At 39.1% G+C, this 15,639-nt stretch carries 17 protein-coding genes; 1 reads left to right on the top strand and 16 read right to left on the bottom strand.

All coding sequences use genetic code 11. From position 1 onward, the window contains the following. Nucleotides 1-31: 31 nt before the first annotated feature. The 16 genes from IQ282_RS09100 to IQ282_RS09025 all read right to left on the bottom strand — a co-directional run bounded on the left by IQ282_RS09100 (nucleotide 32) and on the right by IQ282_RS09025 (nucleotide 14,074). On the bottom strand, nucleotides 32-592 hold the full coding sequence (locus tag IQ282_RS09100) for a hypothetical protein (protein ID WP_194851550.1): 561 nt from the start codon (nucleotides 590-592) through the stop codon (nucleotides 32-34). After that, nucleotides 582-1,067, bottom strand: coding sequence for an RNA polymerase sigma factor (locus IQ282_RS09095; RefSeq protein ID WP_194851549.1), 486 nt, complete (start codon nucleotides 1,065-1,067; stop codon nucleotides 582-584). Before IQ282_RS09095 ends, IQ282_RS09100 begins: the two co-directional genes overlap by 11 nt. A gap of 6 nt (nucleotides 1,068-1,073) precedes the next feature. Beyond that, nucleotides 1,074-1,919 carry an alpha/beta fold hydrolase gene (locus tag IQ282_RS09090; RefSeq protein ID WP_194851548.1) on the bottom strand — a complete coding sequence of 282 codons (846 nt, stop codon included), beginning with the start codon at nucleotides 1,917-1,919 and terminating at the stop codon, nucleotides 1,074-1,076. Between the two features lie 329 nt (nucleotides 1,920-2,248). Then, on the bottom strand, nucleotides 2,249-3,121 hold the full coding sequence (gene atpG, locus IQ282_RS09085; RefSeq protein ID WP_194851547.1) for an ATP synthase F1 subunit gamma: 873 nt from the start codon (nucleotides 3,119-3,121) through the stop codon (nucleotides 2,249-2,251). A gap of 48 nt (nucleotides 3,122-3,169) precedes the next feature. Next, a complete protein-coding gene (gene atpA, locus IQ282_RS09080) occupies nucleotides 3,170-4,744 on the bottom strand; it encodes a F0F1 ATP synthase subunit alpha (protein ID WP_194851546.1) in 1,575 nt (524 codons plus the stop codon). Nucleotides 4,745-4,886: 142 nt separating this feature from the next. Continuing rightward, nucleotides 4,887-5,423: an ATP synthase F1 subunit delta gene (gene atpH, locus IQ282_RS09075; protein ID WP_194851545.1), complete on the bottom strand. Its 537-nt coding sequence runs from the start codon at nucleotides 5,421-5,423 to the stop codon at nucleotides 4,887-4,889. 9 nt (nucleotides 5,424-5,432) lie between these two features. Continuing rightward, nucleotides 5,433-5,930 carry a F0F1 ATP synthase subunit B gene (locus tag IQ282_RS09070; RefSeq protein WP_194851544.1) on the bottom strand — a complete coding sequence of 166 codons (498 nt, stop codon included), beginning with the start codon at nucleotides 5,928-5,930 and terminating at the stop codon, nucleotides 5,433-5,435. A gap of 87 nt (nucleotides 5,931-6,017) precedes the next feature. Then, nucleotides 6,018-6,206: an ATP synthase F0 subunit C gene (gene atpE / locus IQ282_RS09065; RefSeq protein WP_194851543.1), complete on the bottom strand. Its 189-nt coding sequence runs from the start codon at nucleotides 6,204-6,206 to the stop codon at nucleotides 6,018-6,020. A 17-nt stretch (nucleotides 6,207-6,223) separates the two neighbouring features. Beyond that, nucleotides 6,224-7,417, bottom strand: coding sequence for a F0F1 ATP synthase subunit A (gene atpB / locus IQ282_RS09060; protein ID WP_194851542.1), 1,194 nt, complete (start codon nucleotides 7,415-7,417; stop codon nucleotides 6,224-6,226). A 134-nt stretch (nucleotides 7,418-7,551) separates the two neighbouring features. Then, nucleotides 7,552-7,917, bottom strand: a complete 366-nt coding sequence (locus IQ282_RS09055) for a DUF6168 family protein (RefSeq protein WP_194851541.1) — start codon at nucleotides 7,915-7,917, stop codon at nucleotides 7,552-7,554. A gap of 224 nt (nucleotides 7,918-8,141) precedes the next feature. Continuing rightward, on the bottom strand, nucleotides 8,142-8,531 hold the full coding sequence (locus IQ282_RS09050) for a bactofilin family protein (RefSeq protein WP_194851540.1): 390 nt from the start codon (nucleotides 8,529-8,531) through the stop codon (nucleotides 8,142-8,144). Between the two features lie 10 nt (nucleotides 8,532-8,541). Next, nucleotides 8,542-11,163: a type IX secretion system periplasmic lipoprotein PorW/SprE gene (gene porW, locus IQ282_RS09045; protein ID WP_228547280.1), complete on the bottom strand. Its 2,622-nt coding sequence runs from the start codon at nucleotides 11,161-11,163 to the stop codon at nucleotides 8,542-8,544. A gap of 107 nt (nucleotides 11,164-11,270) precedes the next feature. Beyond that, entirely contained in the window at nucleotides 11,271-11,507 is a 237-nt protein-coding gene (locus tag IQ282_RS09040) for a hypothetical protein (RefSeq protein ID WP_194851539.1), read from the bottom strand. Nucleotides 11,508-11,514: 7 nt separating this feature from the next. Continuing rightward, the gene (locus IQ282_RS09035) at nucleotides 11,515-11,748 is read right to left on the bottom strand and encodes a hypothetical protein (protein ID WP_194851538.1); all 234 of its coding nucleotides are present in this window, start codon (nucleotides 11,746-11,748) and stop codon (nucleotides 11,515-11,517) included. Between the two features lie 2 nt (nucleotides 11,749-11,750). Further along, on the bottom strand, nucleotides 11,751-12,509 hold the full coding sequence (locus tag IQ282_RS09030; RefSeq protein ID WP_194851537.1) for an ABC transporter ATP-binding protein: 759 nt from the start codon (nucleotides 12,507-12,509) through the stop codon (nucleotides 11,751-11,753). Nucleotides 12,510-12,589: 80 nt separating this feature from the next. Beyond that, the gene (locus tag IQ282_RS09025) at nucleotides 12,590-14,074 is read right to left on the bottom strand and encodes a DUF5687 family protein (RefSeq protein ID WP_194851536.1); all 1,485 of its coding nucleotides are present in this window, start codon (nucleotides 14,072-14,074) and stop codon (nucleotides 12,590-12,592) included. Between the two features lie 95 nt (nucleotides 14,075-14,169). Here IQ282_RS09025 and IQ282_RS09020 point away from each other — a divergent pair, with 95 nt between their 5' ends. Then, nucleotides 14,170-15,237, top strand: a complete 1,068-nt coding sequence (locus tag IQ282_RS09020; protein WP_194851535.1) for a ferredoxin--NADP reductase — start codon at nucleotides 14,170-14,172, stop codon at nucleotides 15,235-15,237. Nucleotides 15,238-15,639: the final 402 nt, after the last annotated feature.

Raw genomic sequence — 15,639 nt, 5'->3', positions numbered from 1 at the left:
TGCGTCATAATTATTTAGTATTAATCTAGTCTTATCGAGGTTTTGCATCTATTAGAGATTTCTCAAATACTAACTCCTTACGTATCTGATTGATAATGATCACGGCAATAACGGTTAGTGATACACTCGCACTAATGATTAAGTAGGTGTAAAAACCATCAGAAAATTCTGCTTTGAAATATGGGAACAGTTCCCACAGGCCATATAGATAACCACTAAAACAAACCGGTGTGATTACAAAATGGATGCGTTTCCTCCATCGATAATAGGATTTGAGGTATGCTAAATACTGTTTGCCGTCCATTTTTAACAAACCGGATATTTTGCGCAGCTTCGAATAATATTCAATCGCAATCCTGATGGTTAACGACGCTATCATTATAAAAATTCCCACTATGAACATATTGATTTCATCAGGAAACTGCCAGATGGCATATAGAATCAAAATTCCTACTGTAATACACATCACCGCCATTCCTATTTTTTGATTAAGCCGCTGTGCAATTGCTTTTTTAATAATCTCCTGAGACCCAAACGGCGGGATCGCCGCTGACTGCTCTTGCCATATCGCATCTAAAAATTTATTTTCCATGTGTCATACATTTAAAAAGGGCTTCTCGTATTCGGGACAATCGGGTTCTTATTGAGCCATGTGAGTAGCCTAAAGTTGAGGCAATTTCTTCTTGTGGAATCTGTTCCAGTTCTAGCAGGATTACGATTTTGTTCAATGGTTTGAGCTGGTCGATACAGCGATACAATTGCTGGATGTTTTTGCTGTTACGTGGTTCGTCATCGTTAGGGGCATCTGTAGTTTTTGGATCAATTTCAAATTTTATTGGATGTTTTTTTTTCAAATGACCCAGACAACAGTTTACCGCTATTCTATAAATCCACGTACTGATTTGAGAATCTCCTTTAAAAGAATGGCGATGGTTCCATACTTTAATGAAAGTCTGTTGAGACAAATCTCTAGCGGTGGGTTCATCGCCAGTCACGTATCCTAAACAAAGCCGGTACACCTTGGGATAAAGCTGATTGTAGAGACCTGTAAATTCTTTTTCGTTCACAGCCGTCTATTTGAGAAACAGGTTGAGTTGTTCCATAAACCATTTGGGTTGATCCATCATGATAAAATGGGCGCTGTCTGCGTTCATCACAAGATTGTAATCTGATAGATTTTGATATTGTTTGGTATAGTTTGCTTTGGCCATTTCTTCACCGTATGGTTTTCCAGCCCCTAAAATCGTTACCGGAATGTTGATTTGTTTCAAACCCTCACGCATATCAAACTTAAGGTAATCTGTATAGGCATATACAAAGGTCTTACGATCTGTAGTTTTCATCCATTTGATGATTTGTTCCTGCCCAATGGTATTGCTTGTCATTCCTGCAGCCATTCCCATTGCCATCTGGGCAAAGGCGGCTTCATCCATACCTAGCATTTGCTGATTATAGGGGCTTTCATATTGCAAGGTTTCAGGTTTGAAATCTGGAAAGAGTAAAGCACCAGTGGCTGGAAGGGCATCGACAATAAGCAATCTAGAAATGTTGAGGTCTGGATTTGAAGCGAGTTTTATCCCCAAAGTACCGCCTAGACTATGACCAATAATCACCGGTTTCTTTAATTGTTTTTCTTTGATATAATCTTCTATATTGGTCAATACTTTCGGTAACCATGGGAATTCAATGGGCTTCATTCCGGCAAATCCGGCGTAATTAATCACGTGACATTTGTGAGTTTTTGATAGCTCGTCAACGGTGGTTTGCCAGACTTCGTTACCATTGGTGGCAAAGCCAGAAAGTAGAATGATGGGAGCACCGTCGCCAGTAACGGTTACTTCAATAGGGTTGTTCTGAGCATTTGAAATCGCAGTACAAGCGATAAAGATTGTAAATAGAATTTTAGATATTGTTTTCATGAGTTGGATAATTATCGTTTATCCTTTAGATAACCAACTCGTAAATTGTTACGGTTTATTCAGTGAAATCCTCATGGTGTTTTACCGGCTCAGTTCTTTTCAACATAATTTTTAAACAATAAAGGACGTCGTATGCATCGATTAAGAGGCTTATTCTTTGCAAATAAAGCAATGAATAGTTTTGTTTTCTACCCAGTCTCCTCAATCAAATTCGAACTTTAAATGCATCGCACAAATAAACCTCCTAGTTTCCTAAGAGGTTAATATTAAAATGTTTGTAAATGAACTGCAGTTTTGAAGTATCAAAGAGATACGTACAGCGCAGGAATTTAATTATTCAGAGCCTCTGCACCACCAACGATTTCTAAAATTTCGTTCGTGATAGAAGCTTGACGTGCTTTGTTATAGGTCAATTTTAATTGATCTCTAAGTTCAGTTGCATTGTCTGTTGCCTTGTGCATAGCTGTCATACGTGCGCCGTGTTCACTGGCCCATGAATCGCGAACTCCCTTGTAGAGTTGCATTTTTAAAGACTTAGGAATCAACTCCGCTATGATCTCTTCTTTTGAAGGCTCATAAATGTATTCTGTAGCGTTTGCTGGTGCTTCTCCTTCTAATTGAGCCAGAGGCTTCAATGGAAGGAATTCCTCGCTCATCACTTGCTGTGTAGCAGCATTTTTGAAACTATTGTATACAATTACAATTTTATCAAATTCGCCAGCAACGAATAATGCCATCAACTCTTCTGCAATGACAGATACTTTCTCAAAGGAAATATCGTCAAACAAATCACTGTGGTTTGCCTTAACGTTATCGCTCTTTTTAGCAAAATCATTTCCTTTTTTACCGATCGTCATGTAGGAAACCGCAGCTCCTTTCAAATCTTCTTGGTTCAAACGAATCAACTCTTTAATAATATTTGAGTTGAATGCACCAGCAAGACCACGGTTTGAAGTAATAGCAACCACTAGAGCTCTTTCAACCTCTCGCTGCTCTGCATACTTGCTTGTTGCATCTTCCGCCATGGAAGCACTTAAAGTTTGCAGCAGCTCAGTCAGCTTATCAGAATAGGGACGCATTGCAGTAATGGCATCTTGTGCCTTCTTCAACTTTGCCGCACTCACCATTTTCATAGCAGATGTGATCTGCATCGTTGAAGATACTGATGTAATCCTATTTCGTATTTCCTTAAGATTTGCCATTTTCTCTAGTTCAGAGTTATGAGTTTGAAGCTGTTATTTAATATTGAATTAATAACGGGAAGATAAATCTTTCGCTACTGAAGTCAACGTATCAATAACTTCATCAGTCAATTTACCAGCTTTCAATAAATCTAAAGTTTCTCTATGCTTAGCATTAAGGAGTTCTAGATAGTCTCTTTCAAATTCTTTTACTTTATCTACCGGCACGTTTCTAAGAAGGTTTTTAGAACCTGCATAGATAATTGCAATTTGGTTTTCTACAGGATAAGGGCTGTTTTGAGCTTGCTTTAAGATCTCTACGTTTCTTTTTCCTTTTTCAATAACGCTTAGTGTAGCAGCATCTAGATCTGAACCAAATTTCGCGAAAGCTTCCAATTCACGGAAAGCCGCTTGATCCAGCTTTAAAGTACCCGCAACTTTTTTCATCGATTTGATCTGTGCGTTACCACCCACACGAGAAACTGAAATTCCCACATTTATCGCTGGACGAACACCTGCGTTGAACAAGTCACCATCTAGGAAAATCTGACCGTCTGTAATAGAAATTACGTTCGTTGGGATATAAGCAGATACATCACCAGCCTGAGTTTCAATAATAGGAAGTGCCGTTAGCGATCCACCACCTTTAACGATGGGTTTCAAACTTTCTGGCAGGTCATTCATCGTTGCCGCGATCGCGTCATCATTGATAACTTTAGCCGCGCGTTCTAACAACCTTGAGTGAAGGAAGAAAACGTCACCTGGATATGCTTCACGCCCTGGAGGACGACGTAGCAACAGGGAAACCTCACGATATGCAACTGCTTGTTTTGACAAATCATCAAAAACAATCAGTGCAGGACGACCTGTATCACGGAAGTACTCGCCAATAGCTGCTCCAGCAAATGGTGCATATACCTGCATAGGTGCAGGATCTGATGCATTTGCAGCAACGATAGTAGTATAAGCAAGCGCGCCTGCTTCTTCAAGTACGTTAGCAATCAATGCAACAGTAGAAGCCTTTTGACCTATCGCAACATAAATACAATAAACTGGCTCGCCAGCATCGTAAAATTCTTTCTGGTTGATGATTGTATCGATACAAACTGTTGACTTTCCAGTCTGACGGTCACCGATAACCAATTCACGCTGGCCACGACCTACGGGAATCATTGCGTCAATCGCTTTGATACCAGTCTGCATAGGCTCAGTTACAGGCTCACGATAGATAACTCCAGGTGCCTTACGCTCTAGAGGCATTTCATAAAGATCGCCCTCTATAGGTCCTTTACCATCGATAGGTAAACCCAGTGTGTTTACTACACGACCTACAATTCCTTCACCTACTTTAAGGGAAGCAATACGCTCTGTACGCTTTACCGTGTCACCTTCTTTGATTTCAACAGAGGGGCCTAAAAGTACCACACCTACATTGTCTTCTTCAAGGTTCAAAACGATGCCTTCCATCCCGCTTGCAAAAGAAACTAGTTCTCCATACTGTGCGTTTGAAAGACCATAAACACGTGCGATACCATCACCTACGGTAAGCACTGTTCCTACTTCATCAAGGGATGCTGTAGCGTCAAAACCTGATAATTGTTGCTTAAGTATTGCAGATACTTCTGCTGGATTTACTTCTGCCATGTTGTTCTATTTATACTTTTTAATCGTCTATGCTCGGACAAACTAAGCAGGACAAAACTTTTATTTATTTTCTTAATTTTAATATTGCAATTTCCAAAATACCGCTTTCGCGAAAGCGAAAAGAACTCAAATTTCTTACTATCTATTTACTGGCAAACTCTCTTTTGAGTTCACCTAATGTATTGTGGACACTTGCATTAATTTCTTTATCGCCTACTCTTAGAATAAACCCACCCACAATACTAGGATCGATTTTCTTTTCTAAAGTTACTTCAGTTCCAGCAAGTTCTTTTGCTTTGGCCAAAACCTTAGCTTCTAGCTCAGGAGTAATTTCAACCGCTGTAGTTACCGTGGCAACCTCACGCTTGTTCATTTCTTCAAAAAGCAGGATATATTTAGTTGCTATATCTCCTAATATATCTGCACGCTGGTTATCAACGATCAAGTCAAAGGCACCCATGGTAATTCCACCAGCATCTTTGAATATCTGACGCAATGCACCACGTTTTTGTTCTGTCTTTACTACGGGACTTTTTAGAAAATCCTGAAGCTCTGTATTTTTATGAACCGTCGTTAGGACAGATTTCATTTCTTCATTCACGGCAGCCGCTTCCTTCTTATCTATTGCTAGATCGAGAATGGCTTTGGCGTATCGGGATGCTGCTCTTGAAAGTTTCATAAATATCTTCTAGATGTTGGCTTCTGCCAGCATTTTATCAATTAGTGCAAGCTGTGCATCCTTTTCAGAAAGCTGCTGGCGCGTCACCTTTTCTGCAATTTCTACAGAAAGATTAGCCACTTGTGATTTAATATCGGCAAGAGCTGCTTTTTTCTCTGCTAGTATAGCTTCTTGAGCGTTAGCTATAATAGTATCGGCTTTTTCTTGAGCTTGAATAGTGGCATCAGAAATCATTTTCTCTTTGATCTCACGTGCGTCTTTCATCATCACATCGCGTTGTGCACGTGCTTCTTGAGCAGCAGCTTCATTTGATGCTTCCAGTCTAGCCATTTCAAGCTTTGCATCTTCTGCAGCAGCAAGTGCGTCTGCAATACCCTGTTCACGATCGTCAAGAGCGCTTAATATAGGTTTCCATGCAAATTTACCTAACAAGATAATCAAGATGATTAATACAATTGCCTGCATGGCAAATAAGCCTGGCGAAAAGTCGTTGATTAATTCCTCCATAATAAGGTGTTCTAAATGTTTTAATCTTTAATTAAAATCAAGCTTGTAACCAACCGTTACAAGCTTGACTTAGTTTTAATGGATTTACTACTTTCCTAGTAGTAACGCTCCAAATGCAAGTCCTTCAAGAAGTGCACCGATGATAATCATCGCAGTTTGGATTTTTCCAGCTGCTTCAGGTTGACGAGCGATAGCTTCCATCGCTTTTCCACCTATTTGACCAAGACCGAGACCACCTCCTATTACAATAAGACCAGCTCCAATTAAATTGTACATAACAATCGATTTAAAAATTAAACAAAACGTTCTCTAACTATATCTACATCTTCTTCTCCCGTACCCGTATGTTCTGGGTGATCATGCTCTGCAACCGCCATTCCTATGAAAAGGGAAGAAAGCAATGTGAAAATAAAGGCTTGTAGAAAAGCTACTAATAATTCTATGACCATCAAGAATAGCGTGAGGAATAGGGACAAACCAGTGGAACCTACAACACCAAACTGTTCTTTAAGTGTAATTGTCAAAGCAACCAGACCCATAACTATCACGTGACCTGCCGTAATGTTTGCAAAAAGTCGCACTAATAATGAAAATGGTTTTGTGAAGATTCCCAATAGTTCAATAGGGATTAGGAAGATCTTCATAAGGATAGGAACATCGGGCATCCAGAAAATGTGTTTCCAGTAATCCTTGTTTCCGTTAAACTGTACTATAACGAATGTAAATAAAGCAAGACAAACGGTTATTGAAATTTGTCCAGTGATATTAAATCCTAACGGAGTTAAACCTAAAAGGTTTGCGATCCAGATCATGAAGAATACCGTTAACAGGTAAGGCATGAACTTTTTAGACTTCTCCACTCCTATGTTAGGGCGAGCCATCTCGTCTCTTACATATAAAACCAAAGGTTCCAACGCACGGCCGAATCCTTTAGGAATAGATCGTTTCTTATATTGTTTAGCTAGTGTTCCAAACATAAAGACCATCAACAATCCTATAAGCAACAATCCGAAAACGGATTTTGTAATGGAAAAGTCTAGTACTTTATAGGCATTGTTGGGATGAAGCTCTTCATCAAAACTGAGAACATTTGCACCATTGTCAATCTCATAGATCTTGCTATGGTACTTCGCAAGTGTCACGTCGCCTTTTTGAACCAGGACTTCACCGCTATCATCATGGTGAAACTCAGAAGACATAAAAGTTTTCAATCCTTCTGTAGTCCAGACAATGACTGGCAACGGGAATCCTACATGAATGCGTTCGTTTGCATCATTTGTAAAAGAAAATAAATGGAAGTCGTGAACATCTTTTAAGTGATGCTCGATATAGGAATCTATCTCGTCCTTAGTATTAACTCTGCCGTCATTTTCGGCATCAGTAACGTGGACATCATGATCTAATAGATGATCATCCTGTGCCTGCATCCCAGAAGAAGCAGCGAGTAACAAAGCAAAAAAAGCTGTTTTTAAGTAAGCTCTAAACATGAAAATCACCTTAAAAAGTTAGGTCCTTTAATTCGGGTGCAAATGTATGACAAAAAACAATCTTAAAACAGTTCTTTATTTCGATTATTTGATCTCTATAAACCTACAAGTACTGGTTATAAAAAAAGGTTCAATCAATTATCATTGAGCCATTTAATAACAATAGTGACTTCTATAAATAGGAAGATGAAATATGGAGTGAGAAACCCTAACATTTCTGCCTGTGTTAAAGCAGGATCTTCATTCAATAGGTCAGGAAATATGAGAAGAGCAGCTCCACATTTTACAAATACCAATGCCAGAAAACCGAACCCCAATTTATCTGGAACATAATTGTGTGTAAATTTCAAACCGCTAACCGTTATAAAAGTGGCAACTCCCAGAAAAATATAGGTTTTTTCCAGAGAAAGTGCTGGGTCCACAATGAGCCAGGAATGAACACCATAGGCAACAAGTGAAAGCAGTAGAACTAGAAGAAAGGTTTTAAGGTAAAAATTCACGAGATAAAATTAAGCTGCAAATATACGAGGCTTAAAAAGTTGTTTAAGGAATTACATTCTATTCTCTTTTAACGTTTGAAGAATGGTATCGCGTTCTTATTTTTAGGATCGTCTCAATGTTAAAATGGTAGCAAAGATTATTGTTCCACACTGATAATTCCACACTACTGATATTAGAATATTTTGCAAATAAATTCAATAGAGTAGAACAAAGGTGAGCTTCTTTAAGCAGATTGCTCTTTACTTCCACTATTCATTGATTTCACATTACTACTCATATTGCAGGACGCGTTGAAAGTCGCTCCAGGCTCTACAGATAGTTTATGAGTAGAAACTTCACCTTCTATAATCGCTGTTGATTTTAGGGATAACAAACCGTCTACTTTCAATGTGCCAGAGAAAGAACCTTCTATATCTGCATTAGAGCATTCTAGAGTTCCATCAATTTTCCCGTCTTTTCCTATAACAACTTTAGCTTTTGTTTTTAACGTGCCTTTGATTTCCCCATCTATTCTAAAACCAGCCTCGCTTTCTATGTCACCAGTAATTATTGTTCCTTGTGCAATACGGTTTTGTGAATTCCCGATTACTTCTGTATTCTTATTTGATTTCATGCTTGGATTTTTATTGAGACTGTTTCTTATAATCGTCTAGGCTTTTATAAACCTGGACGATTTTGTAATTATCTGTGGCGATAGAAACAGAGATTTTTGGTAAGCCAATTTTATTTTTAGACTTTTCAAGATAGTTTGCTACTTCTTTAGAACGCTCCTTGCTATTGAAACCATGAATAACTATCAATGAAAATTTAGGTGAATAAACGTCTATGGAATAGGTGAGCTGTTCGCCAGCAGCAGTCAGGCCTTGCTTTAACTGTGCAGCAAGTTTCTCTTGTGTTGTGGTGTCTGATGCTGCGACTTGATATAAAATTTTGAAACTGTCTAGGCCCTCTTCTGGAACAAAGGTTTCTGGAATCCTCAATTTTTCAGCTTCGGCAGCTAGAATTGCGGCTTCTTGACCGGTTGCACTACTGGGATAATTAAATGCTACAAAATCAAGACCTTCTTTATAGGCCTTGAAACCATACAACCTTCCAGTGGCATAGGTTTTTAAGAGCTCTAGTTTTGGAACAATGGGATCACCGTTGAATCTGATGATCTGCTCTTCGGTTTGTGTGATGACTGTTGCATAATTTCCTTGCTCATATTCCTTAAAAATGCCATTGTAAATTCCTTCTGGGCTGCCGGTATTGTCTAGTGCACTTTCGGGATTCTGCAAGATTTGCGCATATCTCGTGTTAGGATATTTTGATATGATGGTGGATTTGTATTGTTCCGCTTTCGCGAAAGCGGTATTGTTATCACTCCCATCGCGACCCATTAAATACAGGTTATATAAAGTAGGTAACAATAACTTTTCCTCAGGCTCATAGGTCAACAAGGTCTCAAAGCGATCGATAGCAAGATCCTTGCGCTTGAATTTCTCCTTGTAAAGAACGCCCAGTTGATAATATGCAAAATCCCGGGAGTCTGCAATGCTGTCTAGGGCTATATCTCCTTGTGGCAGTTGATCAATGTAATAGGATGCCAGATATTCTGGCGCCGTTCCATTGTTTTCAATAGCAGTGACCTGGTTTTCTGTAGCCTGATCAATTAGCCCAGAGCTAGTGCTGGATAACCTCCAGTTATCCTCGAGTGGGCGACCACCCCAAACCGATCTGAATTGTAATTTCCCACGAGCTACAGTAGCGGGAACGTAGAAATAAAACACCGCGCCATTGTCATCTCCAGAGAAACCAGCATTATCAACAGGCGCTCCTGGTGGTCCTAATCTATTGTTATTAAGGTTATTGTTAGTTTTAATGGTCGAAAGAGCTGTTTTTTGCTGGGCAAGATTTGCTTCTGTAATTTCAGCTTGTTCTGCTAGTTGTGCTTCACGTTCTTTAAGCTTATTGATGTAAACGTTGTAATAATTAGCCCGTTGATCGTCACTCATAGCAATCACAGATAAAATACTGTCAGCGCTGCGGCGGTTGTTTTCATACAGAATAATGTCAGCTAGGTTTTCTCGTTTTTTCAAAACAGATCGCTGCTCTCTAGACTTGTTCAAATATTTTGTGGAAGCACTGTCAAAATACTTTCCAGCTGTTTCAAACCGAGCATCATCAAAACTAATGCGACCTAGTGCATCATAAGTATTTCCTTGTAGGAATAAATCCTGATCACCTGCTTTTAAGGATTTATTGTAATAGGCAATCGCTCCATCCACGCTATCCACGGACTCCAGATATATAGCTTTTCTATAATTAATCAGATCCAGCCAAGGTCTGTTTTCACGATCCTCTTCCAGTTTATCAAGGATGACAAGTAACTCATCGTCGCCTTCTTGAATGGTGTCTCGCAACTTGATCTTTTCAATAAAAGCATTGATATAATAATTGCGCGGTATTTTACGATGGAGTTCAATAACCTGGTCAAAGTGGACAATAGCGCTAACTTTTTGTCCTTCCCGGGCAAAAAGCTGGCCCGCGATAAATTTATAGCGCCCCTCTGTGGAGCGGTCTTTTGTTTTTTGGGCAGCGCGACTCATGTAGATCAAGGCGCTATCGGTCTTTTGAATGTTTAAATAAGCTTGTGCCAGCGTGGCGTTAGCAAGAATCAATTCTTCGCGATTGATATCAAGACTGTCTTTTGTAATCAGGTCTAGAAGATTTTCAATGGCGATCTCATTGCTTTCTAAACGCATGTTGGTTTTCTCACGCCAGATTTTTGCCACCCGAATGTTATCCGATTCTGGCATGAATTGTAGGATGTAATTGAAAGCTTCTAGAGCGGGAATAAACCGCTGATCATAATACCTTGCTTTTCCCAGGAGCATATAAGCTTCATCAATCTGTGGGTTCACCTCCTCGCCATCAATTTGCATGCTGTGTTTCTGCACCGCTTTTACGGCCTTTTCCTCTGCGCGTTTGAAGTTGGGATCTGTTTGATCATCAGTGCTAATGCGTATTTCGTCCTTTACAGCCAGACGTTCTACAGGAAGAATGTCCCAATAGTTATCGCCATAATTTGCTTCAATGTTTTCAAGGCCTGCTTCTAGAGCTAGATTTCCATTATATAGGACATTATATTCTGTGCCTATTGCATGAAGGTTGCGCGATATAAAGGAATCACTTTTACGACTGCAGCTAGCAAAAACTAGCAATATGCAGGTAATCAGAATCGTATAGGAAGAAATGTATTTCAAGCGAGCTCTGGTTTCTAGCTATCATAACTGTTAGGTGGTCATGATATTGTAACTATGGTCAAAAATAAGGAATTAACTACAACCCTTAACCTGTCGGATTTTCCAGATTATTTTAAGCGTATGATTTTCTTAGAAAAGATACTTTTTACTCCATACTGATTTCCTGATTGTGCCTCTACAACATGCGGTTTAGGCGACAGGACGTAGGCGACCATCACTGGAATAAAGGTGGACCATACGGAATATTCACCCGTAAATAGTGCGGACGTAATAGTCCAGCAAATCAAAAACATACCCAAATAGCTCAGGCTAGTAATGAGATACATTTTTAGTTTAAGAGACATTAGGTGATTATGAGATGTAAATTATCTTTTTGAAAAATATACTTTTAAGACCATAAACCCGACCTTCCTCAGATTCCTCAATATGTGGCTTAGGCGCCAGGATCATTCCGAAAGCCAAGGGAATAAATGTCAACCAAAGCGTGGGTTCTGGATAAAATTGAACCATAATCAATCTGGCGATCGAGAAAAGAATCAAAAAACTCAAACCGTAGATAAGAAATACTTTAATTTTTGGGGACATATTTATTCTTCTTCAATTATTACAGGTGCAGCGTTCTCTTCAACCGGTACCGCATGTAACTCACTAATTCCCATGAAATATTGTTCCAGTTGTGCAAAGGTACCCGCATCTTTCACCTTATCCATGACAACTTTACCTTTTTCTAAAAGAACTACCCGCTGTGCTACTTCAGTAACATGCGCTAGATCGTGACTGGAAATAAGCATGGTAACATTAGGATTAAGAGAAAGCTCTTTGATAATCGCTTTCAATCGTATTTGTGTTGATGGATCTAGGTTTGCAAAAGGCTCATCTAGGATAATTACTTCAGGATCACCTATTAATGTGGCTATGATCCCTACTTTCTTCTGGTTCCCTTTTGAAAGGTCGCGCAGGTATTTTTTCTGACCTATTGCCTCGCCGTTAAAAAAATCGGCATGCTTGACCATGAGCGCATCAATATCTTCTTTTGTCTGTCCTCGCAACTCACCTATGAAATAGAGATATTCCTCTGGAGTCAGGTAACCTATTAGAAAACTCTCATCCACAAAAGCACTGGTAAATGGTTTCCAGTCCTCACTTTCATCGACCCGTATGTCGCTAGAAATAATATGCCCAGTAGTAGGCTGGATCAAATCTAAAAATAGCGAAAACAGAGTTGTTTTCCCAGCACCATTATTCCCGACCAGCCCAACGGATTGACCCTTTGGAATTTGCAGGCTCTCGATATCAAGAACGGTGGTGTCGTTATATTTTTTAGAGAGATTTTGTATGTCGATCATTTCTTAAAATTTAATGGGTTGTAGTGATTTTGATGATAGCTCGCTTTCGCGAAAGCGAACTAACGTGAGTAATAGGGACATCAATCTTTTTGTGCATAAGCAGCAATCGTGTCGTATTTCTCGTTTTTATAAATGTTTTCAATAAGCGTAAACATCCTATCGCGGAAGAGTAACCCCAGCAATCCAGTAACCGCAATGGCGATAAACCCTGCGGCATCGCTTATGGTAAGTGCAAAAGCGTAATAGATCAGTACAGGCAGCACCATTTTAGGAATGGTGAGCAATAGCGTCTTTATATTAAATGCCTTACTATCACCGAAAGCTTTTTTATTGCTGGTCAAATCAATAGGGGTTTTTACAAAAGCACCTCCCAGTAGAGTTACCGTTCCATTGAGGCCTATGTTATAAACACCACCGGCAAGTATCGCCCACAGCCATTCAATTCCAAAATAAACGTAGAAGCAACTAAGTAATGTGCTGATCGCAGTCACAACGGCCATCAACCACCACTTGCTCAACAAAAACTCCCGGTAGGGAATGTTTTGAGACATCATTAATTTATAATAACTGCTGTCCCAAGATGGTACCAGTCCTCCAAAACTGAATAGAAAACCACCAGTACAAAACAAAGCGGCAAACACTTTCCCAAAATCGGACCCGCCATATATTCCAGCGGTAAAAAACAGCCCGTAAAAAATGAAAAAGAAACCCATTATGAAGGTAGTTCTCGCACGCTTGTTGCGCTTGATAAGTTTTATGTCATTCTTTAAATATGTAGAAATTTTACCAAAACGATCCAGGAATTCTAGGTTTTCTGTTTTGGCTACCTCATGTTTAGCTTGTAAACCTGCATCTAGATAGAGTTCCTTTATAAAGTAAGTATAGGAATATTTGTACGTCACATAAGCAAGTGCTAAGGGGATGATAAAACTCCACGGCTGGTTATAGAAAAATTCAAAAGCAGGACCCGTGTAGGCAGTAACATCAAAATAACCATAGTATTGAGAAACCCCTAGAGCTACTAGAATAGCCAGTACTGGATAAAATACCTTATTGAGATTATTGAGAAATACGTTTAAGAAGTTGAGAAGTAAGGTGATTGATAGCATGGCAATGTGCCAGCTTATTACACCTATGGGGTCATAACCTTCAATAAGTAAAACGACGGTAAACGGAATAAAAAAGAAGGCCGGCAGGATATTGAAAAAAGAGACGACCGTTTTTCCTAAAGCATATTTTACAATTTTACCCTTAGTAAAAGGAAGGTAGAGCAAAGGTTTTATGTTAGATACAGGCATTTTTTGCATGAAGTATCTAAAAATTAAGTCGATAACAAACCAGTAAATGAGAAATTTGTTTACTACTTCAAATGGATTTGTAGCGGTAATCTTTCCATCCTCAATCAATCCTTCAATAATGTAAAAACTTACTGCTCCGGCACCAGCAAATTCTAATAAAAAGACGATCGCAAAAAAGCCAATAATAATCTTTAAAAATAGATTTTGCTTAAAGGCTGCAGACCTGACAAAGCTTTTCCATTCGAGATTTGCAAAAAGTTTGAACATAATGATTTGGTTAGATGACCAATTAGTGAAGATAAAATTAAAAATGTTACAACTATAGGTCTGTTTCTTACTTTTGCAACCCAATTAAATGACGCATGATCTTTCATTCCCTTTCCATAAAACAAGTCACTAAAGTTACACCACGAGCTGTGGAAATTGTCTTTGAGATCCCAGAAGATCTTAATGAAGCTTTTTCATTCACTGCAGGACAATATTTAACGTTAAAGGCCACTGTGGATGGCACTGACCTGCGCAGGGCTTATTCCATAAGCAGCGCTCCATCAGACGATGCTTTGAAAGTAGTGGTAAAGGCTGTAGATAAAGGCGTGTTTTCAAACTATGCCATGAAATTGCGAGTGGGTGATGTGCTAGAAGTAGCACCACCAGACGGACTTTTTGTCCATGAGAAAACTGAAACAGGGAATTTCCTATTGATAGCTGCGGGTAGTGGAATAACTCCCATGATGTCTATTTTGAAAACCGCGTTGAACAGCAATTCTGAAAATAGAGTGGCATTGCTTTATGGCAATCAAACAGAAAGCCAGACTATTTATCTAGAGCAACTCAATGATTTGAAAGATCAATATGAAGATCGATTGATCCTAAAATATTGTTTCAGCAGGGAAGAGCGTCAGGATGCGTTATTTGGAAGGATTACAAAATCAAATCTGAATTTTTTCTTGAAACAAGACTGTGATGAGTTCGCTCTGCCTGCCAAGGAACGACAGTCAGGTTTCGCAAAAGCATATCTCTGCGGTCCTGAAGAAATGATCCACATGGTCAAGGATAACTTGATCGAAAAGAAATTACTTACTGCAGAAAATATCAAATTCGAGCTTTTTACCACCGCAGATAGCGAGGTAGAAATCACAGAAGACAGTCATTTATCAGAGATAACTGTAATTCTAGATGACGAGCAACATAGCTTTACCATGCGTCGGGATGAAACCATGCTAGACGTCATGCTCAAAAATGACATCGATGCGCCCTATTCTTGTCAAGGTGGTATTTGCAGTTCTTGTGTAGGATTTATTGAGGAAGGCGATGTCAAAATGCGCAAAAATGCCATTCTCACAGATGATGAGGTTTCTGATGGTTTGACCTTAACCTGTCAGGCTAGCCCAACAAGTGCAAAAGTGAAGGTTAATTTTGATGAGGTATAGATTAGCTCTCATTTTCAATTATCATTGAATATTTTTCAACTCAACCCTTTCAACTAGAAAGTGAAATACAACACCGCGCATTCATTTTGATGACGGATTGTTTGGAGGTTAGTTAATTTTAAAATACACTAATAATCTATAATTGATTGTGAAATGCATTTCCATAAAGGCCGGTCTAAGCCCGCCCCTACAAATTTAGGTGTGATTTTTTATCTTAAGACATAGTCTAAACTGATATCATTCGGATAAGTTCTCAAGCTTCTGATGTAGTTGAAAATGAGTAAGATTAGAAATCAAGAATCAAGAATCAAGATCAAAGACATCTCGCTCCAGCCTGCTCCATTGGCGAGGGAGCAGGATCGTGGATAAGAATTCTTTATTAAATCAATTTACTATGTAACG

The organism is Nonlabens antarcticus (assembly GCF_015356755.1).
GTDB lineage: Bacteria > Bacteroidota > Bacteroidia > Flavobacteriales > Flavobacteriaceae > Nonlabens > Nonlabens antarcticus.
The sequence above is the reverse complement of the archived record's forward strand: the minus strand, read 5'-3'. Positions and strand labels throughout refer to the sequence as shown.